Source organism: Seleniivibrio woodruffii (genome assembly GCF_029267515.1).
In the GTDB taxonomy this organism is placed as follows: domain Bacteria; phylum Chrysiogenota; class Deferribacteres; order Deferribacterales; family Geovibrionaceae; genus Seleniivibrio; species Seleniivibrio woodruffii_A.
The window spans coordinates 1-22,897 of sequence record NZ_JAJUIS010000022.1; the positions used below are offsets into that span (position 1 = coordinate 1).

The following is a 22,897-nucleotide window of genomic DNA, read 5'->3' on the forward strand; positions in this document are numbered from 1 at the left end:
CTTCTCAGGTTACAGACCTCAGTTCTACTTCAGAACCACAGACGTAACCGGTATCATCACTCTTGCTGAAGGCGTAGAGATGGTAATGCCCGGCGATAACATCTCCTGTGATGTTGAACTTATCACACCCATCGCAATGGATCCCGGTCTTCGCTTCGCTATCCGTGAAGGCGGACGTACCGTAGGTGCTGGCGTGGTTGTTGAGATTTCGGAGTAATATAATGAGAGAGAAAGTCATACTTGCTTGCAGCGAGTGCAAAGAAAGAAATTATTCTACTACAAAGAATAAAAAAACCACCACAGGCAAGCTGGAATTCATGAAGTACTGTCCTCGCGACCGCAAGCACACTCTTCATAAAGAAACAAAGTAAGCACAGACGCTTAAAAGAATTGCAGGCTAGTAGCTCAATTGGCAGAGCACCGGTCTCCAAAACCGGGGGTTGGAAGTTCGAGTCTTCTCTGGCCTGCCATAAATTTATAAAAAAAGAGCTTAAAAACATGATCAAGGTAACTGAGTTTTACAACGAAGTTAAAGAAGAACTGAAAAAGGTTGTATGGGCTACCAAAGAAGCGACCATAGGTACGACAGGCGTTGTCATAGCTATCTGTATAGTTCTGTCAGTGTTCATGGGTATTGTGGACTTCGGTCTCGCCAAGCTCACTCAGTTTTTATACTAGGTACATCAACATGGCAAAACAGTGGTATGTAGTACACACATATTCCGGCTTCGAGAAGCGTGTTGTCACGCTCCTTGAGGAAAAGGTTAAGAACGAGAATCTGAAAGATCAGATAGACGATGTTCTTATTCCTACGGAAGACGTTGTGGAGCTGAAGAAAGGCAAAAAGAAAATCAGTAAGAAGAAGACCTTCCCCGGTTACATACTCGTCCATATGGAGATGACCACATCCAACTGGCATGTTGTCAAAAGCATTCCCAAGGTGACCGGCTTCGTGGGCGGCATCAACCCCGTTCCGATCCCCGAGCAGGATGTCAAGGCGATGATTGATCTCGCCAAATCACAGGCTCCCAGAATCGCTTCCCGCTATGTGGAAGGCGACAAGGTTGAGGTTGTGGACGGACCCTTCCTCGGATTCACAGGAACAGTTGAAGACGTTAACCCCGACAAAGAAAAAGTCAGAGTCATCGTCAGCATTTTCGGAAGACAAACACCTGTCGAACTTGATTATCTTCAGGTTAAGCGGATAGGGTAAATCCCTGATTCGGAGGTTTATAAATGGCCAAGAAAGTAACAGGAAGCGTTAAGCTGCAAATTCCTGCCGGCAAGGCTAACCCCTCGCCCCCCGTTGGTCCCGCACTCGGTCAGAGAGGCGTGAACATCATGGAATTCTGCAAAGCGTTCAACGCGAAAACCCAGAACATGGGCGACTGGATCATTCCCGTGGTCATCACCGTTTACGAGGACAGAAGTTTCACTTTTGTGACAAAAACTCCTCCCGTATCGGACATGATCAAAAAAGAGCTGGGAATCAAAAGCGGTGCGACAAACGTTAAGAAAGACGTTGCCGGAACACTGACAAAAGAACAGCTCCAGAAGGTTGCAGAGGCAAAAATGCCCGACCTGAACACCACTGACATTGAGCAGGCGATGAAAATCGTTGCCGGTTCAGCGCGCAGCATGGGTGTCAAAGTTAAAGACTAATTTTTTTGAGGTGAAACATGGCTAGAGGAAAACAGTACCAGACTGCCTCAGGTAAGATTGACGCTGAAAAATCTTACGATCTGGGAGAGGCTATAGCTCTCGCTAAGGAAGCCGCTTTCGCAAAATTCGACGAATCCATCGACATCGCTATCAAACTTGGCGTTAACCCCAAGCACGCTGATCAGATGGTTCGCGGTTCCGTAAGTCTTCCCAACGGTACAGGAAAAGATGTAAAGGTTCTTGTATTCTGCAAAGGCGAAAAACAGAAAGAAGCGCTTGATGCAGGCGCTGATTTCGCAGGTGACGACGAACTTATCAACAAGGTCCAGGGCGGATGGACGCAATTCGACAAAGTAGTGGCAACTCCCGACATGATGGTTCAGGTAGGTAAACTGGGACGAGTTCTCGGACCCCGTGGACTTATGCCTAACCCCAAAGTCGGTACGGTAACGGCAGATGTGGCAAAAGTTGTGAAGGAGCTTAAAGCCGGTATGATTGAATTCCGCGTGGATAAAGTCGGTATCATTCACACTACAGTAGGCAAAAAGAGCTTCGATTTGGACAAACTCGAACAAAATATCAGAGCTTTGCTTGATACTCTTATCAAGATGAAGCCGTCCTCAGCAAAAGGACATTACGTCAGGGGTATAACCCTTTCAGCTACCATGGGACCCGGCGTAAAAGTAGACCACCACAAACTGGTCAACGATCTGTAACACAGGAAAATATTCGGTTAAAGAAGCAGGTTGCGTCTGCAACAGGGCGTGATAAATCCTGCGGAAATCGGTTGCAATAGACAACCGGAAACGGAGGAACAGCGTGAAAAGAGCTGATAAAGAAGAATTAGTAAGTGCACTTTCCGAACAGGTTAAAGGTGCCGATGCGCTGTTCTTGGCAAACTACAAGGGCCTTACCTTCCCCCAGATAACTGCTATCCGTGCAGCTATCAAAGCACAGGGAAGTGATTTCAAAGTAGTCAAGAACACGCTTCTGAAAATTGCCCTTCACAACAACAATATTACCGCTCTGGATGAAAATCTGAAAGAGCCGACCACATGCGCTATCGTAAAAGGCGACGTTGCCGCTGTCGCCAAAGAATTTAAGAAATTCGCCAAGTCCTATGATAAGTTTAAGATTAAAGCCGGCTACCTTGACGGTAGCAAGCTCACAGCTGAAGATGTGAACAAACTGGCAGATCTGCCGAGCCGTGAAGAACTGCTCGCTAAGATGCTTGGTTCCATGAACGCACCTGTCGTCAACTTCGTATCGCTTCTTGCAAATATACCGAGAAGCCTGCTGAACGTCCTGAACGCTGTGAAAGATAAAAAACAGAATTAATGGAGGACACAGATGTCTGTAACTAAGGAACAAGTAGTAGAGTTTATCGAGAAAATGACTGTAATCGAGCTTGCTGATTTCGTAAAAGAACTTGAAGACAAGTTCGGCGTTTCTGCAGCAGCTCCCGTAGCAGCTATGGTTGCAGCTCCCGCTGCAGCAGCAGAAGCTGTTGAAGAGCAAACTGAATTTGCTGTAATCATCAAAGATGGCGGCGACAAAAAAGTTCAGGTTATCAAAGTTGTAAGAGAGCTGACAGGTCTTGGACTGAAAGAGGCTAAGGCTGTTGTTGACGAAGCTCCGAAGCCCGTTAAAGAGGGCGTAACTAAAGAGGAAGCAGCTTCTATCAAAGCTAAACTTGAAGAAGCAGGCGCAACTGTTGAAGTTAAGTAACAACTTCCTTCTAAGTTACTGTTAAACAAGCAATCCTAACAAGGGGGAGCACTGCTCCCCCCTCTTTCGTTAATAATTTTACCGGAAGGTGAAACGAATGAATTTAACCAGCAAACCCACCGAGAGACGCAACTTTTCCCGAATCAATAAAGTTATTGATATTCCGGATCTCATTGAGGTGCAGAAAGATTCCTATGTAGAGTTTCTGCAGGCCGAAGCAGGACCCGATAGCCGTAAACTTAAAGGACTGGAAGAGGTCTTCAGAGAGATATTCCCCATCACGGACTTTAACGAGACCGCCGTGCTGGAGTATATCAGCTATACAATAGAGAAACACAAATATACACCCTCGGAAGCCATTGACAGAAGTACAACATATGCTGCCCCGCTGAAAATCAAAGTCAGGCTGGTAACTTATGATGTCAACGAGGAAACAGGTGAGAAATCAGTTGTTTCTGCCAAGGAATCGGAGGTCTATCTCTGCGATATTCCCCTTATGACTGACCGCGGTACGTTTGTTATCAACGGTGTCGAAAGGGTTATCGTAAATCAGCTCCATCGCTCGCCCGGTATCTTTTTTGAAGATCTTACATCTTCAAAAGGCGTTATCGAGAAGCACCTTTTCAGCGCGAGAATAATCCCTTACAGGGGTTCATGGATAGATTTTGACTTCGACTCGAAGAATATAATGTATGTCCGCATCGACAAAAAGCGTAAGATTCCATCGACAGTCCTTCTGAAAGCCCTTGGCTACACAGAACAGGACATCCTCAATATTTACTATACAAAAGAGAACGTTTTCTTCGAAGGCGAAGCAATGTTCAAAGAGTTTAATGAGGATATAGTTCTGGGACTGCGCAACAGTCAGGATATCCTTGACGAGGAAGGAAACGTAATCGTTAAGGCAGGACATAAAATCACTAAGGCTTCAAGAAAGCGTATCGCAAAAGCGGGCATCTCAAGACTGCCCATTACTTTTGACGATATCGAGCACACATTCTTTGCGGAAGACGTGCTTGACAGCTTCGGCGAAGTTCTTATCGAAGCGAACACTCAGGTTACTCTTGAGCTTTTCGACAAGATAAAAGAAGCAAACGTACAGAGCTTCAAAGTTCTCTTCATCGACAGACTCACCGCCGACAGCGTAATGAGGGATATCCTCGCGGCTGACAAGGTGAAAACTCAGGAAGAGGCACTTATCGACATATACAAAAAACTCCGTCCCGGTGAACCCGCAACGGAGGAAACAGCCAGAAACCTTTTCGACAACCTTTTCTTTAACCCGAAAAGATATGATTTGTCAAAAGTTGGCAGGCTGAAGATTAACAAGAGACTCGGTCTTGCTGTTGATCTTGACACAACAACTCTTACAAAAGAGGACATTGTCGAGACCATCCGCGTTCTGGAGAACATCCGTAAAGGACTCGACCGCGTAGACGACATAGACCACCTTGGTCACAGACGTGTCAGAGCAGCGGGCGAACAGCTTCAGAACCATATCCGTATCGGTCTTTCCAGAATGGAAAAAACCGTTAAGGAGAGGATGAGTATTCAGGATGTTGAAGACCTGACACCTCAGGATCTTCTGAACGCAAAACCTCTGTCTGCATCCATTAAAGAGTTTTTCGGAAGCTATCAGCTTTCTCAGTTCATGGATCAGACAAACCCTCTGAGCGAGATTACTCACAAGAGAAGACTCTCAGCACTCGGTCCCGGCGGTCTGAACCGAGACAGAGCGGGATTTGAGGTTCGTGACGTTCACACCTCTCACTACGGACGTATCTGTCCCATTGAGACACCTGAAGGTCCCAACATCGGTCTTATCACATCGCTGACAACATATGCGAAAGTGAACGAGTTCGGTTTCATCGAAACACCTTACAGAAAGGTTTCTGACTGCGTTGTACAGGATGAGGTCGTATACATGTCCGCCATTGAGGAGGAAGATTACTTCATCGCTCAGGCGAACGCGATACTTAACGAAGACGGTTCTTTTGTTAAGGATTTCGTTGCGGCAAGACACCTCGGTGAACCTCTGCTTACAGGAAAAGAGACTATTCAGTTCATGGATATCTCTCCCAAGCAGATAGTTTCCGTATCGGCAGCTCTCATCCCCTTCCTTGAGCACGATGATGCGAACAGAGCGCTTATGGGTTCAAACATGCAGCGTCAGGCAGTTCCGCTTATCCGTACCGATTCCCCCATCGTGGGAACAGGTCTGGAGCAGAAAGTTGCCGTTGACTCCGGCGCGGTTATCACCGCCAAAAGAGCCGGCGTTGTAGAATATATCGATTCATCAAAGATATGCGTACGCTATACGGACGGAGAGGACTTCGGTCTGGACGTGTACGAACTTGTAAAATACAGAAGATCCAATCAGGACACTTGCATCAACTTCAAGCCCATCGTAAAACCCGGCGAGAAGGTGCATGTAGGTTCGTTCCTTGCGGGCGGTCCCGCTACTGACAACGGTGAGCTTGCTCTCGGTCAGAACATGGTTCTCGCGTTCATGCCCTGGATGGGTTACAACTACGAGGACTCCATCCTTATTTCAGAACGTGTCGTCCGTGAGGACAGATACACCTCTATCCACATTGAGGAATTTGAAATTGAGGCGCGAGACACAAAACTCGGACCCGAAGAGATCACGGCTGATATACCAAACGTTTCCGATGAGGCTCTTAAAGACCTTGACGAATCAGGTATAATCCGTATCGGCGCAAGGGTCAAACCCCGCGATATCCTCGTTGGTAAAGTGACACCCAAAGGCGAAACTCAGGCAACACCTGAGGAAAAACTGCTCCGCGCTATCTTCGGAGAGAAAGCGGGCGACGTTAAGGATGCCTCACTGAGAGTTCCCCCCAGCATCCACGGTACAGTCGTTGACGTACAGGTGATGACAAGAAGGGGAATTGACAAAGACTACAGAACAGAACAGATAGAGAAAGAGGAGCATATCGCAATCCAGAAGGATTACGAACGCGAACTTAAAGCTCTTGAGAAATCAAGAAACGAGAAGGTGGCGGAACTCTTCGTAGGGCTTACGCTTAAAAGCGAATACACTTCGCCTACGGCAAGCATCCCATCCGGTACTGTTCTTGCAGAGGAAGTTCTCTTTAAACTTCCGTACACAGACCTTATCCAGCTCGATGTTGCAGAGGCGAAAGAACTCGACGCGAAGATCAAAAAGATTAACGCGATATACTTCGAAAAGGTTAAAGAGTCCGACGAGTATTATAAGGACAAGAAACGCAAGGTCGAGAAGGGCGACGAACTTCCGGCGGGCGTTCTGAAATCCGTTAAAGTATATGTGGCAATCAAAAGAAAGCTGTCTGTCGGTGACAAGATGGCGGGACGTCACGGAAACAAGGGTGTTGTTTCACGCATCCTTCCCATTCAGGACATGCCCTATCTGCCCGACGGCACACCGGTTGACATCGTTCTGAACCCCCTGTCGGTTCCTTCGCGTATGAACGTCGGTCAGATCCTTGAGGTTCACCTTGGCTGGGCTGCACGCGCGCTCGGTCTGAAGGTTGCAACCGAAGTTTTCGACGGCGCACGCGAACAGGATATTAAAGACATGCTGACGGAAGCCGGTTTCCAGACCGACGGTCAGACAAATCTTTATGACGGCAGGACAGGTGAGAAATTCGAACAGGAAGTTACCGTAGGTATAATGTACTTCCTCAAACTGCACCACCTTGTTGATACGAAGCTCCACGCACGTTCAACAGGTCCCTACTCTCTGGTTACTCAGCAGCCTCTGGGCGGTAAGGCTCAGTTCGGCGGACAGAGACTCGGAGAGATGGAGGTTTGGGCACTTGAGGCATACGGCGCGGCGCACATCCTGCAGGAGATGCTGACTGTCAAGTCCGACGACGTGGAAGGACGTACAACCGTATACGAAGCCATCGTCAACGGAAACTTCTCATTCAGCCCCAGTATGCCCGAATCCTTTAACGTTCTTATCAAAGAACTTCAGGGTCTGGCGCTTGACATAGAACTGCTGACATCCAACGAAGACGGAATCATTGAGCTTCCTGAGGATGCAGTTACAGAAGAAGACACTACGGAGGACTCATAATCATGAAAGTGAGTACCTTGTTTGACAACAAAAAAGAAAAGTTTTTCGATGCTATAAGGATCAAGATAGCTTCTCCTGAGAAGATCCTTGAGTGGTCTTCCGGAGAGGTTACAAAACCTGAAACCATCAACTACCGTACCTTCAAACCTGAAAGGGACGGTCTGTTCTGCGCGAAGATATTCGGACCTGTAAAGGACTGGGAATGTCTCTGCGGTAAGTACAAACGTATGAAGCACCGCGGAATCGTGTGCGAAAAGTGCGGAGTTGAGGTTATTCAGTCAAAGGTAAGACGCGAGAGAATGGGTCACATAGACCTTGCTTCACCCGTCTGCCATATATGGTTCTTCAAGGGTACGCCCAGCCGCATCGGCTCCATCCTTGACCTTTCAATCAAGGATATCGAACGCATTATATACTTCGAGTCCTATATCGTTACAGACCCGAAGGCCACACCTCTGAAAGAGCGCGAACTGCTTACAGAGGACAGATACAGAAAACTGCTTGAGGACAACGGTCCCAACTCTTTTGAAGCGAAGATAGGAGCAGAGGCTATTAAAGACCTTCTTAAAAAGGTTGACCTCGATATCCTCCTCATCGAACTGAAAGAGGAACTGCGCGACACCACAAGTATGCAGAAAAAGATGAAGCTGGCTAAGCGTCTGCGCGTTGTTGAGGCTTTCCGCAAATCCGGCAACAGACCTGAGTGGATGATTCTCGACGTGCTCCCCGTTATCCCGCCGGAACTTCGTCCCCTTGTTCCCCTTGACGGCGGACGTTTCGCGACATCCGACCTTAACGACCTTTACAGAAGGGTCATTAACAGGAACAACCGTCTCAAAAAACTGATGGAGCTGAACGCCCCCGAAATCATCATACGCAACGAAAAACGTATGCTTCAGGAAGCTGTTGACGCACTTTTCGACAACGGCAGACGCGGCAGAGTTATCAGAAGCTCCAACAAACGCCCCCTTAAATCCCTTTCAGACATGATCAAGGGTAAACAGGGTCGTTTCCGTCAGAACCTTCTGGGTAAAAGGGTTGACTACTCAGGCCGTTCCGTTATCGTTGCGGGACCCAGCCTGAACATGCACCAGTGCGGTATCCCCAAGATAATGGCGCTGGAACTGTTCAAACCCTTCCTCTACTATAAACTTGAGAAGGAAAGAGGAATCGCATCAACCATCAAACAGGCTAAAAAGATGGTTGAAGAGCAGAGACCTGAGGTCTGGGATGTTCTTGAGGAGGTTATCCGCGAACACCCCGTAATGCTGAACCGTGCGCCCACCCTGCACAGACTGGGTATTCAGGCGTTTGAACCCGTCCTCATCGAGGGTAAGGCTATCAGACTTCACCCCCTCGTCTGTCCTGCGTTCAACGCGGACTTCGACGGTGACCAGATGGCGGTTCACGTTCCTCTGTCATACGAAGCACAGCTTGAGGCGCGCACACTGATGCTCGCTTCCTACAACATACTTTCACCTGCGCACGGTAAACCCCTTGCGACACCCACACAGGATATGGTTCTCGGAATCTATTACCTGTCACGTGAGATGCGCAACGCTAAGGGCGCAGGAATGAAATTTGCCAACCCCGAAGAGGTTCTTATAGCCCTTGACCACAAACAGGTGGATATCCACGCTGAGATAAAGGTCAGAATGGACGGCAAGATGTACGACACAATTCCCGGCAGGATAATCCTTTATAAGATAGTCCCCAAAGGAATCGAGTTCGATGTCGTTAACCGTCTGTTCACCAAAAAAGACCTCGTAACACTGGTTGACACAATTTACAAACGTTTGGGTAACTTCCACACAGTGCAGTTCCTTGACAACCTTAAAAACCTCGGTTTCGCATACTCTACGGTTGCGGGCTTCTCAATCTGTATCGATGACTTCATCATCCCCGGTGAGAAAGCCGACCTGCTTGCTCAGGCAAACCAGAAAGTGCGTGAAATCAACGACCATTACCGTGAAGGTGCTCTGACAGCTGGCGAACGCTACAACCAGATCATCGACACATGGTCTACAACAAACGACGTCATTACCGATAAACTGATGAAAAACATTCAGACTATCGGCGGTGATAAATCAAAAACCGCGAAACGTGAGCGTTTCTATAACCCCATCTACATCATGGCGCACTCAGGTGCGAGGGGTTCTAAGGCGCAGATATCACAGCTTGCGGGTATGCGTGGTCTGATGGCGAAACCTTCGGGCGAGATCATCGAAACGCCTATTACATCGAACTTCCGCGAGGGTCTTACGGTGTCCGAGTACTTCAACTCCACCCACGGTGCGAGGAAAGGTCTTGCGGATACGGCTCTTAAAACGGCAAACTCAGGTTACCTTACACGTCGTCTGGTTGACGTTGCTCAGGATGTTATCATTGCTGAGGACGACTGCCATACCATTAAAGGTATCGAGATTACAGCCCTTATGGAAGGTTCTGAAGTTGTTGAGTCTCTGGGCGAGCGTATCTACGGGCGCTACACCCTTGAGGATATCTACGACACTGTTACAGACGAACTTATCGTTGAGGCAAGCTCTCTCATAACAGAAGAGATTGTTTCTAAAATAGAGAAAGCCGGTATTGACAGGGTAATGGTTCGTTCCATCCTGACATGTGAAGCCAAACACGGCGCATGTCGCATGTGCTACGGACTTGACCTTGCCACACGCCGCGAAGTTGAAATAGGCGAGGCAGTGGGTATCATCGCCGCTCAGTCAATCGGTGAACCCGGCACCCAGCTTACGATGAGAACATTCCACATCGGTGGTGTTGCGTCATCATCAGCAGAGCAGTCAAGCCTTAACGCCAAGATAGGTGGACGTATCCAGACCGAGGACATGAAAGTCGTCGATAACAGATACGGCGAGCCGACAGTCCTTAACCGTAACGGTATCCTTAAAATTATGGATACTGAGGGACGTGTTCTTGAGAAATACAACATCGCATACGGTACGAAACTCCACATTCACGACGGTGCAACCGTTAAACAGGGCGATCTGATAGCTGAGTGGGATCCCTACGCAGCAGTGATCATGACCGAGTTTAAAGGTCGCGTTGCATTCGGGGATATCGTTGAGGGTGAAACCCTTAAAGAGGACATCGACCAGATTACCGGTCTGTCCCAGAAGGTTATCATCAGCAACACAAGGGGTCGTAAACAGCCCCGTATCTCCATCAAGAATGAGGAGAACAAGACAATTCAGCGTTACATCCTCCCCGTCGGTGCAAACATCATGGTTGAAGAGGGTGCTGAGGTTATGCCCGGTGATATCGTGGCAAAAATCCCCAGAGATACGCAGAAAACAAAAGACATTACTGTCGGTCTCCCCAGGGTTGCAGAGCTTTTCGAAGCGCGTAAACCCAAAGACCCGTCAGTTATCGCAGAGATAGACGGTATAGTGAGCATCGAAAACACCGCAAGGGGTCTCAGAAAACTCACTATCACCAACGAAGAGACAGGCGTTAAGAAAAGCTACAGCATCTCCGTTCAGAGATACATCAACGTCCACGACGGCGACCGTATCAAAGCGGGTGAGGCTCTTATCGACGGTCTTGTGAACCCCCACGACATTCTGGCGGTTCTCGGTGAAGAGGCTCTGCAAAAGTATCTTGTTGACGAGATTCAGGAAGTTTACCGTAAACAGGGTGTTCATATCAACGACAAGCATATTGAGGTAATCGTACGTCAGATGCTTAAAAAGATTGTTATTGAAGACGCTGGCGACTCAATCTTCATGCCTAACGAAGAGGTCTATAAGTCCGAGTTCGTAAAAGTTTATGAAGAGATGATGTCGAAAGGTCTGAGACCGCCGCAGGGACGCGCCGTACTGCAGGGTATCACCAAAGCGGCTCTTAACACCCATAGCTTTATCTCCGCTGCATCGTTCCAGGAGACAACAAGAGTTCTTACCGACGCGGCTTGCTCCGGTAAGATGGACGAACTTCGAGGACTTAAAGAGAACGTTATCATGGGTAAACTCATACCAGCGGGTACGGGCTCCAAACATATTTGCAGCAGCAAATATAAATTCATCAACAGAGAAAGCAAAGACGCATAATTGCAAGGGGGAGCCAAAAACTCCCCCTTTTTTATTTTCTATTTTCAATTGTCACAACCTGTCCGGAGCTGATTACATTTACATCATCTATTTAAAATATATTTAGCAATTATTGGAAATAAGAGCGCTAACTAAAATTACTATAAGAATTTCATTTGTATTAATTGATAGTTATAAATGTTAGTGCTTAAATCAATAAGCAAATACTCACTGAGAATTTATGGGGAGCTTGATTATGAAACTGATTTATGCAGTTATTACTGCGTTGTTGTTTATGCTGTCCGGATGTTTTGACAGCGACAACGATTCACAGAACAACAATCTCAGTTCGGATGTTATTTATCATGGAACAGATGTCAACTCTGTTACGGACGATTCAGGCAAGGCAGTTATAACTAGTGCCTTACTCGGCATTACATACGAAGTTGCTGCTCTGAACGAGTCCGGGCAAGTTGTTACCGGTGCTAAGATAACATATAGCGAGAGCGGCGGTAAGTCGGTTGTATATTTGACGGACGACGATGGATTATACGGGGATATCGTTTTAATCGGCACTGCGTCCGAGATTGCGGCGAAGTTCCCAAGAAACGGCAAAGTTAAGTACACGTCCGAAAGGGCGACAGCATACAATCTCAGCATACCTATGAAACAGAAAGGCGGTTTGCCAACAGGTTTCAGCTCTGATGCTGAAAATCTTCCCATAGGTTTCATGGGTATAGCGGAGCGCACAGGCGCAGGCTGGTCAACAACATGCGCCACATCATCGGATATATCTGATAAACTCTCTTCAATAACAGGTTCAAAAGTAATCTTTTTCGCAGGGCAGACAACAGACACCAACTTATACATGAAGTTCGGCAGCTCATGGAGCGGCGGCAACCTTACCGCTGCCATGACACAGAAGATGGCTGAAGAATACGGCATGACTTATGCAAATGCCGCACTGGCAAGCTATCAGCTCACATGCTATGCACCTGACGGTGGAATCGGCAGTGTCGGCGCCGTATGCGAAATAGAGAAGAGCAACAGCGTATGCCAGACAACACCCGGAGGCAACGAGCCTCCGACTAACACAGCACCCACTATAGCAGGTACTCCCACATATAATATAGGTAACGGCGAGAGCTACAGTTTTACCCCCACTGCAAGTGATGCCGACAATGATACTCTGACATTCACTATTGCGAACAAACCTGACTGGGCATCGTTCAGCACCGCTACGGGCGCACTGACCGGAACAGCGGTTACAGGTACATATACAGGTATAACTATCAGCGTGACCGACGGTACAGACACGGTGAGCCTGGCTCCCTTCACAATAACAGTGGCGGCGTCTCCCGTTCCGAACACACCGCCGACAATAACAGGCACACCCGCAACGGCGGTTTACCGAAATGCTTCATACAGCTTCACACCCACAGGTGCGGATGCGGACAATGATACTCTGACATACAATATTGCAAACAAACCTGACTGGGCAACGTTCAACCAGACCACAGGCGCACTTACAGGTACGGCTGCGGCAGGCACATACAGCAACATCGTAATCACAGTGTCAGACGGCACGGCAACAGCAGATCTTGCGGCATTCACAATCACGGTGACCAACCGTGCGCCCTCTATCAGCGGCACACCGTCTACCTCTGAAGAGACAGGGGCTTCATATAGCTTTACTCCGACAGGTGCTGATGCTGACAGCGATACGCTGACATACAGCATAGCAAACAAGCCCTCATGGCCAACGTTCAGCACAACAACAGGCGCACTGACAGGCACAACGACAGCGGGTACATTTACAAATATAGTGATAAGCGTCAGTGACGGTATAGCCACAACAGACCTTGCGGCGTTCACAATAGCAGTGGAAAACCCTAACGCTGCGCCGACAATCAGCGGCGCGCCGACAACGTCTCTGTATATAAACACTGCATACAGCTTTACCCCCACGGCAAGCGACGCAAACGGTGACACGCTGACCTACAGCATCACAAACAGACCCGCATGGGCAACGTTCAGCACAACGACAGGCGCGCTGACAGGAACCCCCACTGTCGAGGGAACATACAGCGGAATCGTGATAACGGTGACGGACAGCAAGAGCGCAGGGGTATCACTTGCCTCGTTTGACATAGTTGTAAACAACCATGCACCGACCATAATCGGTACACCGATAACGTATCAGAAAGCAGGTGCTTACAGTTTCTTCCCCATAGCGAGTGACTTAGACGGAGATACGTTGACATACAGCATATCGGGCAACCCGAACTGGATGACAATAAATTCATCCACAGGAGAGGTTTCCGGTACTGCCGAAATAGGCATTTATGACAATATAACCATAACGGTATCGGATGGTAGAATGGGCGGCGTGTCCACTCTGAAGTTCAATCTTTCGGTTGCCACATGGTTACTTACAAAGACAGGTCAGACAAGCTGCTGGGACACAGCGGGAACACTTCTTGATGCTGCGGCATGTCTGGCAAGCGGGCAGGACGGCGCATATCAGGCGGGTGCTACGGCAGATTTCACCAGGGACGACGCAACAAACATTGTCACAGACAACCTGAACGGGCTCATGTGGCAGGATGATGCGGCGGCGGCCACAGACGTCTTCGATGTTAATTTAGCTGTTCTGCAATGTAGCGGCATGACATCCGGAGGTTTCTCAGACTGGCGACTGCCTACGATTGAAGAACTGGAAACTATAGTTGATTACGGCGGTGCGGCTCCGTGGATATATCCTGTATTTCAAAATACAGCAAATGCAAAATATATCACGAATACTGTTGATGCAGGTTATGCCCCGAGTAACTGGTTTGTTGATTTCAGTACAGGCACTTCATCTACAGATTATAATTGGTATATATATAATTTCAGGTGTGTTCGCGGAGCTTCAAAACCAGCTGCCGACTATGTGAGAGACAATACTAAAGAAGTTGTATCAGATAAACGCACGGGGCTTATGTGGCAGGATGATGCAAGCAACTCAAACCTGTTATGGGCTGATGCCTTGACATATTGCGAGAACAGTGAACTCGGAGGATACAGCGACTGGAGACTGCCGAACAGGCGTGATCTCTTGTCTATTATGGAGAGAGATTATGTTGCTCCTGCAATGAGTCCGGTATTTACTAGACAACAATTTTATGTCTGGTCTTCCAGCAGTTATAACAGCCAGTAGTTTGCTGCGATTTCTATTACAGAGTGGTTCGGTATAACTAATATTGTGCCTAAAGATGGCAACCAAAATGTCCGTTGTGTACGGGGCGGCAGATAATTAAAATTTTCCCGTCAATGGGGCGGCGGTCTGCTAAACGCAGACTGCTATCCTATTTCAGAGTTAACAGAGACGGTCTTTCTTTTTCGTCTTCGCGAGGAGTGCAACGACCTCAAAAGATTAAAATGCGCGCCTGACGATAGCTTTGAAATATCGAACTGCGGGTTAAAAAGAACATAAAACAGGGGCGCCGGAAAGCGCCCCCTGTTTGATTGTCAAATCCAAAATACTAGCTTATAAGAGCGAGTATTTCTTCTTTAATCATCTGTACATAATAACCGAAAGATCTCGTGTGAGATGTTGTCGAAACAGTATCGGAAATAGTTCCCTGATGGCAGCTTGTACAAGCGGCAGCATTAGGACCTATCACTGTATCGTCATCATGAGTTGTCAGATCATCGCCCTGATCAACAGTCACAGGAATTGCTTTTGACTGATCGGCGCTGTACTGGCTGTCGTTAATGTGACATGCGTTACATGATGCAATAGACCTTGGATACTGAACTTTCACTTTATTCCAGCTTGTGCTTCCGTCTCCAGATGTACCGTAGTCAGAAGGCAGTGTAGTGTCATCACCATTATAGAATGTATAGATGCCTCTTGAACGGTAAACATAGTATGGGGTTCCTGAGAAAGTAGTTGAGTGGATGTTGTGAATCATTACTTTCATATCGTAAGACTGCTGGGTTTTTCCGTCAGCAGTTGTGTCATAACCGAGTTTTGCAAGAGAAGCTCTCGGTGATGCATCTGTGGCGTTGGGGTTATGGCAGAGAACACATGTTTCAATGCTGTTCACCCTGCTGTGTCCGTGACCGAGAATGTCGGTGTGACAGCTTTTGCAAAGTGACATGTCAACAATTTCACGACGAGCATCTATATCAGAGCCGTCGGAGACTTTGAAGTTTTTAGAAACAGAATCCACTATAGCAAGAAATGCTGTGCTGGTGTTGTTTACAGTCGCCCAAACTACAGGAACGCCTTCAAGAATCACAACCCCGTTTTCTGCGGTCACTGTAGACGGAATTGTAAAGGTTGTTTCATAGTAGCCGGTATCTGAGCTCGCAACAGTTGTTGTCGCATTTATAGCTACAGACAGGGTAGGCTGCCCGCCCTGAGTTGAGTTACCCTGATTGGTAATATCATCACCGGTGTAGAAACCGAAGCGGAATACGGGAGTGTAAGATTTACCACCCCTGCTTTCGGAATTGATGTTGTTGAAAACCGGTGCAGAAGTTGAAGTGCTGAGAATATTCTGAGCAACTCCCGACTTAGTGGCCTGCCATTTTATAGTACCTGTGCTGCCGGAAACACTTACTGAATCTATAACATATGCAATATCTTTACCCAGTGAAACTTCCATATTATGAGTGTTTTCTGAGTGGATAGTTTCAAGTGTGACCGTAGCTGCGGCACCTGACGCGCCGTCGTGGCAGCTTGTCTGGCAATCGGTTGCACTTGTATAGTTTTTGTGGAAGCCGGGGAGTGTTCCTGCATCAAATGCGTCAACTATAGGGTCGCTGTCCCAAACACTGTCTCCGTGGCATGTAGCGCAGAGATCAAATGTGAAGTTAGTATTATCTACAGCGTTTGCAAGCTGAGTGTCAGTTGTGTGGCATACTGAGCAGTCTGACATATTGCTGGGTGCATCAACTTCGTAGCTGCTTGTATAGCTGTATGCTCCGTCTGCCGCGTGAATACCGTGTATTTTGGTAACAAGCGCAGATTTGAAGTTGCTTGCAAAAGTTGTGGGGTTTTTGGCAGTTGTGCTTGCACCAATGTGACATATCTGACAAGCGTCGCCGTCCACTGTTACATAAGGCATAGTGTACGGGTTGTGGGCGTGAGAACCTGAAACAAATTCAAACTCACCTTTGCCGTGACATTTCGCACAGCTGGGGTCGGAACTGTTATCACTGTAAAGGTTCCTTGGGTTTTGATCGGAATCCATTGCATAAATAATATTGTTTTTAACAATTCTGACTATTGCAAATGAGTTTTTACCGTTTGCATAAGCTATACGGATCATAAAAGTTTTGTCTGCAACATTTGCTGTGGTGATATCTGCGTCTGTAACAACTGCAGAGTACTGGTTTGCAGTTCCTGTTGCAGTAATTAGAGTGCTTGTTCCGCTGGCACCAGCTGCATCAGCAATTTGCGACCACCTTTTTGTGGTTGTATCATAGATATTAAGCAGAACCCCTATACCTGTTGTGGAGAAAGCGGTTCCTGTGCTGGTTACTGTAAAAGTTATTGTTGCTGTGTTTGCTGTACCATCCATTACGACACTGTCAAGCGTGGTTGTCCAATCATTAGTATAATCGACAAGGGTTCCGGAAGACGCCAGTTTGCCGCTGTGACCGGGTTCATAAACAGAACCTTCTGCGTGGCATGTATCGCAGGATTCAACAGATGAAATTTTTCCTGACGCTGCAATCTGAGCCTGTAATTCAGCTATTGCGGCTTCATACTCCTCAATAGTGATCAGTCCGGCGCTAAGCTGTGACTGAAGTTCTGCAATCAGAGCAGAAGCATCAGCATCAGAACCGTCGGCTCCGTCAGAACCATCCTGTCCGCACCCTGTGAGCATAAAAGCACAGGTGAAAGCGAACAATAAAACAAATAAGAATCGCTTCAACATAAATTAGCCTCCTATAAATATCTCTGCAGATTTACAGACACAGGACAATAAAATTAGCCTCCTGAAAATTTCCTGTACTGTCATTAGTTTGCAAGAGCTTGTTGCTAAACGGTAAAAAAGTCGTTAAACTTAAAAAAGCACCGGAAGCCATCACTTTTGTGTGGAAGTGAAAAGAAGATGTTAAAACCGATAATTGGAGGCTAACGGTTTTTGCATCTCCGGCTTCCTGTGCAAACTTTCAAATGGTGCGTTTAAAATATTCTCTTTTCATATCAAGTATTAAATTGTTTCAATCAAATATTCTCAAAGTGTATAAGCAACAGATATGCCAAAGCCTACATTGTTGATGTTATTGATAATAACTTTATTAGGAATCATTTTCGTCGTATGCGGTGAGCAATATCGTCGTATTTGGCAAAATTACTGAACTTGCTCAAAATCATGAGATATACGAATTGTATTATGCTGTTCGAAAAGTTTATGTTGTGAGAAATTTTCGCAATAAAAACACATTTCTAATGTTGACAGATCGCTACATATGTAAATAATTCTTATTTAAGACAGTGAATTATGAGGTGTTTTTTATTATGCTGAATCTAGACGGTTTTTCTGATAAAGCCGCCCATGTCTGCTTCCATAGCGGTAACGTGGATGATTTTCTGATGAATTTATACAAACTTCTTCGCGATTATATGCCGATTGATTACATCAAGATGGCATGTTATGTGGAAGCCACGAATCAGATGTATAACATCAGTCAGGTTGAGCGTGGTGTTCTGCTGAAGTCAAATGTCGCAACTGATATGCCTTCCAGTCTGAGCGAGAAAGATATTTGTGTCGGAGATGAAGACGTTTTCTATATGAGTTATGATAATTCACCCCTTCCGAGCGAGTATCTTGATTTTATCGGGCTTAAAGGCAACTCGGACATTGTTTTGCAGATAAAGGGTTCTTCAAAAGTAATCGGCGCGCTTGTCATAAGAGCTTTTGAGGACAATGTATATAATGGGCATCATAAAAAACTGTTGAAGTGTCTTGTCAATTCAGTTTCAAAATTCTTTTTCAGTGCTCTGGTCTATAATAAACTAATTGAAGATAATGTCAGACTTATTGGAAGAAGCCACGATCTTATTGAATTCATTAATAAAAATGTTGAGGAAAATGCATTTCTGGTCGGTGCGGACGGAGGCTTGAAAAAGGTTGTTGAAATGGCTTCAAGCATCGCAAAGTTTCCCAGTACGGTTCTTTTAACCGGAGAGACGGGTGTCGGAAAAGATGTTATAGCAAATTATATACATATTAATTCATTAAGAAAAGATGAACCATTTATAAAGGTCAATTGCGGTTCCATTCCCGAATCTCTTGTGGATAACGAACTTTTTGGTCATGAAAAGGGTGCCTTCACCGGTGCGGACACTGTTAAGAACGGTCGGTTCCATCTTGCGCATAAGGGTACTTTGTTTTTTGATGAGATCGGAGAACTGCCGCTTGCGTCGCAGGTTAAGCTACTTCGTGCCATTCAGTTCGGCGAGATAGAGAGACTTGGTAACGGAAAAACAACAAAAGTTGATGTACGTATAATCGCTGCAACAAACAGAAATCTCAGAGAAATGGTCAAGGATGGGCGTTTTCGTGAAGATTTGTATTGGCGTCTGAATGTATTTCCTATAGAGATACCGCCTCTGAGAAAAAGGAGAGAGGACATACCTGAGTTCGTCAGGTACCTTGTCGAAAAGAAATGCAACGCTTTTGGAATAAAAGATATTCCAACGGTTCCTAATTATGTTACGGAAAGAATTAAGCGGTATGACTGGCCGGGCAACGTCCGCGAAATGGAGAACATAATAGAGCGTGAGCTTATCATCAACAAAGGGAAGCATCTGAAATTTGACTGCGTAATAGAAAACGACCCCTGCCCCTCATTTCCTGAAAGTTCGGAATGTCTTGACAGTACAGTAAAAAAGCATATTCTAACAACTCTTGAGCAGACAAGATGGAAGATAAGCGGCGACGACGGAGCCGCAGAAAAACTAGGAATGAATCCCAGTACTCTCAGAAATAAAATGAGAAAACTCGGTATCGCTTTCAAAAAAACATAACCTGTGCCTCTTTTTCATCGGGGAGAATTCCGTTTATTTCAAAAAGGCGTATTTCCTCGTTTCGGCGCGGGTTTCATGAAATATTATTCTTGACTTTACCTTCCCCAGTTGCTATGTTATTTGCTCTTCGCCTGATATTGGTGCGTCCTGTTGCGCCCGAAGATCGCCGCAGGTTGCTGATACGAAAGCGAAGCAATATTTACGGAGGTGCGACGTTGCCTACACTGAATCAGTTGGTAAGAAAAGGCAGAAAAAAACCGGTCGAAAAGACCAAGTCGCCCGCCCTTCAGGGAAACCCTCAGAAAAGAGGCGTTTGTACAAGGGTTTACACAACTACGCCTAAGAAACCTAACTCGGCTCTTAGAAAAGTTGCAAGGGTGAGACTCACTTCAGGGATCGAAGTTACAGCTTACATCCCCGGTATCGGTCACAACCTTCAGGAACACTCAGTTGTTCTTGTTAGAGGTGGCAGGGTAAAAGACCTTCCCGGTGTTCGTTATAAGATCATCCGCGGGGCTCTGGACGCAGAAGGCGTTAAAAACAGAAAGAAAAGCCGCTCCAAATACGGCGCTAAAAGACCTAAGTAAGGTAAGGTGAACTAACATGGCAAGAAGAAGAGTAGCTAAGAAACGTGAGGTTCTTGGTGACCCCGTTTACGGCGACACTCTGGTGACTAAATTTATCAACAGCCTGATGTACGATGGCAAGAAGTCAGTCGCCGAGAGAGTATTCTACCAAACTCTTGAGCTTATCAAAGCTAAAACCGGCAAAGAAGGAATCGAAGTGTTCCGTCAGGCGGTTGAAAACGTTAAGCCCCAGCTCGAAGTTAAATCAAGACGTGTCGGCGGTGCCACATATCAGGTGCCGATCGAAGTAAAACAGAGCAGAAAACAGGCGCTCTCAATCAGATGGCTCATCAATGCCTCAAGAGGCAGAAAAGAGAGAACCATGGTTGACCGCTTTGCGTTTGAACTTATCGACGCTTCCGAAAACAAAGGAAACGCCTTTAAAAAGAAAGAAGACACCCACAAAATGGCTGAAGCAAACCGTGCGTTTGCTCACTTCAGATGGTAACGGAGGCTCACTGTGGCTAGAAAAGCTCCTCTGAACATGCAGAGAAATATCGGTATCATGGCGCACATTGATGCCGGTAAAACAACCACAACTGAAAGAGTTCTCTTTTACACCGGTGTTAACTATAAAATCGGCGAAGTTCACGACGGCGCCGCCACAATGGACTGGATGGAGCAGGAGCGTGAGCGTGGTATCACAATCACATCCGCGACAACTCAGTGTATGTGGAAAGACCACGTGATAAACATCATCGATACACCCGGACACGTTGACTTCACAATTGAAGTTGAGCGTTCTCTTAAAGTTCTTGATGGTGCTGTTGCCGTTTTCTGTGCGGTTGGCGGTGTTGAACCCCAGTCCGAAACAGTATGGCGTCAGGCTGATAAATATAAAGTTCCCAGAATCGCATTCGTTAACAAGATGGACAGAACCGGAGCAGACTTCTTCAACGTTGTTTCTCAGATTGAGAGCAGGCTGAAAGCAAGACCCCTGCCTATCCAGCTTCCCATCGGTGCTGAGGATAAATTCCAGGGTATCGTTGACCTTGTTAAGATGAAAGCTGTTATATGGAACGGCGAGGAACTCGGCGCAACTTTCCGCGAAGAGGAAATCCCCGCTGATCTTGTTGAGCAGGCTGAAGAATACAGAGTAAAAATGCTTGAAATGATCTGTGAATCCGATGAAGAGATGATGAACAGATACTTTGACGGCGAGGAATTCTCTGTGGAGGAAATCAAAGCGGCACTCCGTAAAGGCGTTATCGCTATCGATTTCATCCCTGTTATATGCGGTACAGCGTTCAAGAACAAAGGTGTTCAGACAATGCTTGACGCAGTTGTTGACTTCCTTCCTTCTCCCACAGACATTCCGCCTATCAAAGGTGTGAATCCTGACACAGGAGCAGAGGAAGAGAGAGCAGCAGATGACAGCGCACCCTTCTCCGCTCTTGCATTCAAAATTATGACTGACCCCTATATGGGACAGCTTACATACTTCAGAGTATACTCAGGTATACTTGAAGCCGGTAACTACGTTATAAACTCTACAAAAGGCAAAAAAGAGAGAATCGGACGTCTGCTGAAAATGCACGCCGACAAACGTGAGGAAATTAAAGAGATCTGCGCGGGCGATATCTGCGCCACAGTCGGTCTTAAATACACCATCACGGGCGACACTCTTTGCGACGAAAGCAAACCGGTCATCCTTGAAGCAATGGAGTTCCCCGAACCCGTGCTTTCAGTTGCCGTTGAACCTAAGACTAAAGGCGATCAGGATAAACTTTCCGTTGCCCTCCAGAAACTCGCTCAGGAAGACCCCTCTTTCAGAGTGCGCGTTGACGAGGAAACAGGTCAGACTATCATCGCCGGTATGGGCGAGCTTCACCTTGAAATCATCGTCGACAGAATGATGAGAGAGTTCAAAGTTGAAGCCAACGTGGGTAATCCTCAGGTTGCTTACCGCGAAGCGATTACAAAATCCGTTTCCGGTGAAGGTAAATATATTAAACAGTCCGGCGGTCGCGGTCAGTACGGTCACGTCTGCATCGAACTGCATCCTCAGGAACCCGGCACAGGCTTCGTTTTCGAAAACAAGATTGTGGGCGGTACTGTTCCCAGAGAATATATCCCCGCTATCGAAAAAGGTATCGCGGAAGCTATGGAGACAGGCTGTCTTGCAGGCTATCCCCTTGAAGACCTTAAAGCAGTCCTCTTCGACGGTTCATACCACGACGTGGATTCAAACGAGATGGCGTTTAAAATCGCGGCATCTATGGCTTTCAAGGAACTTTCCAAGAAAGCGGGTCCCGTTATCCTTGAGCCTATCATGAAAGTTGAAGTCGTTTGTCCCGATGAATACACCGGAGACGTTATGGGCGACCTTAACTCCAGAAGAGGCAAGGTTGAGGGAATGGACATCAGAGGCGGCGCACAGGTTATCAAATGTATGGTGCCTCTGAAAGAGATGTTCGGGTATACAACTCAGCTGAGATCCATAACTCAGGGTAGAGCAACCTCTACAATGCAGTTCGATCACTATGAGCAGGTTCCCAACAACATCGCTGAAGAAATAGTTAAAGCTCATTCAAAATAAGAAGTTAAAAGTTTTAGGAGGACTTAAATGGCCAAGTCTAAATTCGAGAGAACGAAACCGCACGTTAACGTCGGAACCATCGGACACGTTGACCACGGTAAGACATCACTGACAGCAGCAATCACGAACATCCTTTCTAAAAAAGGATACGCACAGTTCGTAGACTACGGTAACATC

Annotated in this window: 16 protein-coding genes, 1 tRNA gene and 1 pseudogene; 17 read left to right on the forward strand and 1 reads right to left on the reverse strand. The window is 46.8% G+C overall.

Going from position 1 to position 22,897, the window contains the following annotated elements; genetic code table 11:
* The 12 genes and pseudogenes from tuf to Q7P67_RS12840 all read left to right on the forward strand — a co-directional run.
* Positions 1 to 217, forward strand: a pseudogene (tuf, locus tag Q7P67_RS12785) (elongation factor Tu); the annotation flags it as partial.
* Positions 218 to 221: 4 nt separating this feature from the next.
* Positions 222 to 371: a 50S ribosomal protein L33 gene (gene rpmG, locus Q7P67_RS12790; RefSeq protein WP_303852634.1), complete on the forward strand. Its 150-nt coding sequence runs from the start codon at positions 222 to 224 to the stop codon at positions 369 to 371.
* A gap of 23 nt (positions 372 to 394) precedes the next feature.
* Positions 395 to 470: transfer RNA gene (locus Q7P67_RS12795), tRNA-Trp, on the forward strand.
* Positions 471 to 498: 28 nt separating this feature from the next.
* Positions 499 to 678, forward strand: a complete 180-nt coding sequence (gene secE / locus Q7P67_RS12800; protein ID WP_303852635.1) for a preprotein translocase subunit SecE — start codon at positions 499 to 501, stop codon at positions 676 to 678.
* A gap of 10 nt (positions 679 to 688) precedes the next feature.
* Complete coding sequence (gene nusG / locus Q7P67_RS12805; protein WP_303852636.1) at positions 689 to 1,213, forward strand: transcription termination/antitermination protein NusG; 525 nt, start codon at positions 689 to 691, stop codon at positions 1,211 to 1,213.
* Between the two features lie 23 nt (positions 1,214 to 1,236).
* On the forward strand, positions 1,237 to 1,662 hold the full coding sequence (gene rplK, locus Q7P67_RS12810; RefSeq protein WP_303852637.1) for a 50S ribosomal protein L11: 426 nt from the start codon (positions 1,237 to 1,239) through the stop codon (positions 1,660 to 1,662).
* Between the two features lie 17 nt (positions 1,663 to 1,679).
* Complete coding sequence (rplA, locus tag Q7P67_RS12815; RefSeq protein ID WP_303852638.1) at positions 1,680 to 2,378, forward strand: 50S ribosomal protein L1; 699 nt, start codon at positions 1,680 to 1,682, stop codon at positions 2,376 to 2,378.
* Positions 2,379 to 2,481: 103 nt separating this feature from the next.
* A complete protein-coding gene (gene rplJ / locus Q7P67_RS12820) occupies positions 2,482 to 3,000 on the forward strand; it encodes a 50S ribosomal protein L10 (RefSeq protein WP_303852639.1) in 519 nt (172 codons plus the stop codon).
* Between the two features lie 12 nt (positions 3,001 to 3,012).
* Positions 3,013 to 3,390 carry a 50S ribosomal protein L7/L12 gene (gene rplL, locus Q7P67_RS12825; RefSeq protein WP_303852640.1) on the forward strand — a complete coding sequence of 126 codons (378 nt, stop codon included), beginning with the start codon at positions 3,013 to 3,015 and terminating at the stop codon, positions 3,388 to 3,390.
* 97 nt (positions 3,391 to 3,487) lie between these two features.
* Entirely contained in the window at positions 3,488 to 7,474 is a 3,987-nt protein-coding gene (gene rpoB, locus Q7P67_RS12830; protein ID WP_303852641.1) for a DNA-directed RNA polymerase subunit beta, read from the forward strand.
* A 2-nt stretch (positions 7,475 to 7,476) separates the two neighbouring features.
* Positions 7,477 to 11,541, forward strand: coding sequence for a DNA-directed RNA polymerase subunit beta' (gene rpoC, locus Q7P67_RS12835; protein WP_303852642.1), 4,065 nt, complete (start codon positions 7,477 to 7,479; stop codon positions 11,539 to 11,541).
* A gap of 235 nt (positions 11,542 to 11,776) precedes the next feature.
* Positions 11,777 to 14,722, forward strand: a complete 2,946-nt coding sequence (locus tag Q7P67_RS12840) for a putative Ig domain-containing protein (protein WP_303852643.1) — start codon at positions 11,777 to 11,779, stop codon at positions 14,720 to 14,722.
* A gap of 325 nt (positions 14,723 to 15,047) precedes the next feature.
* Here the strand turns inward: Q7P67_RS12840 and Q7P67_RS12845 are convergent, their stop codons facing one another.
* Positions 15,048 to 17,456 (reverse strand): hypothetical protein, encoded by a 2,409-nt coding sequence (locus Q7P67_RS12845; protein ID WP_303852644.1) that lies wholly within the window; start codon positions 17,454 to 17,456, stop codon positions 15,048 to 15,050.
* Positions 17,457 to 18,103: 647 nt separating this feature from the next.
* Between Q7P67_RS12845 and Q7P67_RS12850 the strand changes: the two genes are divergently transcribed.
* The 5 genes from Q7P67_RS12850 to Q7P67_RS12870 form a co-directional block, all read left to right on the forward strand.
* Entirely contained in the window at positions 18,104 to 19,555 is a 1,452-nt protein-coding gene (locus Q7P67_RS12850) for a sigma-54-dependent Fis family transcriptional regulator (protein WP_303852645.1), read from the forward strand.
* Positions 19,556 to 19,770: 215 nt separating this feature from the next.
* Positions 19,771 to 20,142 (forward strand): 30S ribosomal protein S12, encoded by a 372-nt coding sequence (gene rpsL, locus Q7P67_RS12855; RefSeq protein WP_132872082.1) that lies wholly within the window; start codon positions 19,771 to 19,773, stop codon positions 20,140 to 20,142.
* 16 nt (positions 20,143 to 20,158) lie between these two features.
* Positions 20,159 to 20,629 carry a 30S ribosomal protein S7 gene (gene rpsG / locus Q7P67_RS12860; RefSeq protein ID WP_303852646.1) on the forward strand — a complete coding sequence of 157 codons (471 nt, stop codon included), beginning with the start codon at positions 20,159 to 20,161 and terminating at the stop codon, positions 20,627 to 20,629.
* Positions 20,630 to 20,641: 12 nt separating this feature from the next.
* A complete protein-coding gene (fusA, locus tag Q7P67_RS12865; protein ID WP_303852647.1) occupies positions 20,642 to 22,720 on the forward strand; it encodes an elongation factor G in 2,079 nt (692 codons plus the stop codon).
* Positions 22,721 to 22,747: 27 nt separating this feature from the next.
* The coding region (locus Q7P67_RS12870; protein WP_303852648.1) for a GTP-binding protein at positions 22,748 to 22,897 on the forward strand (150 nt) is incomplete at its 3' end.

What these genes read in the sequence shown, in the direction of transcription:
- rplK (WP_303852637.1), top strand. Translation starts at nt 1,237, where the DNA reads ATGGCCAAGAAAGTAACAGGAAGCGTTAAGCTGCAAATTCCTGCCGGC.
- rplL (WP_303852640.1), top strand. Translation starts at nt 3,013, where the DNA reads ATGTCTGTAACTAAGGAACAAGTAGTAGAGTTTATCGAGAAAATGACT.
- rpoC (WP_303852642.1), top strand. Translation starts at nt 7,477, where the DNA reads ATGAAAGTGAGTACCTTGTTTGACAACAAAAAAGAAAAGTTTTTCGAT.
- Q7P67_RS12840 (WP_303852643.1), top strand. Translation starts at nt 11,777, where the DNA reads ATGAAACTGATTTATGCAGTTATTACTGCGTTGTTGTTTATGCTGTCC.
- secE (WP_303852635.1), top strand. Translation starts at nt 499, where the DNA reads ATGATCAAGGTAACTGAGTTTTACAACGAAGTTAAAGAAGAACTGAAA.
- rplA (WP_303852638.1), top strand. Translation starts at nt 1,680, where the DNA reads ATGGCTAGAGGAAAACAGTACCAGACTGCCTCAGGTAAGATTGACGCT.
- rpmG (WP_303852634.1), top strand. Translation starts at nt 222, where the DNA reads ATGAGAGAGAAAGTCATACTTGCTTGCAGCGAGTGCAAAGAAAGAAAT.
- nusG (WP_303852636.1), top strand. Translation starts at nt 689, where the DNA reads ATGGCAAAACAGTGGTATGTAGTACACACATATTCCGGCTTCGAGAAG.
- rpsG (WP_303852646.1), top strand. Translation starts at nt 20,159, where the DNA reads ATGGCAAGAAGAAGAGTAGCTAAGAAACGTGAGGTTCTTGGTGACCCC.
- Q7P67_RS12845 (WP_303852644.1), bottom strand. Translation starts at nt 17,456, where the DNA reads ATGTTGAAGCGATTCTTATTTGTTTTATTGTTCGCTTTCACCTGTGCT.
- rpoB (WP_303852641.1), top strand. Translation starts at nt 3,488, where the DNA reads ATGAATTTAACCAGCAAACCCACCGAGAGACGCAACTTTTCCCGAATC.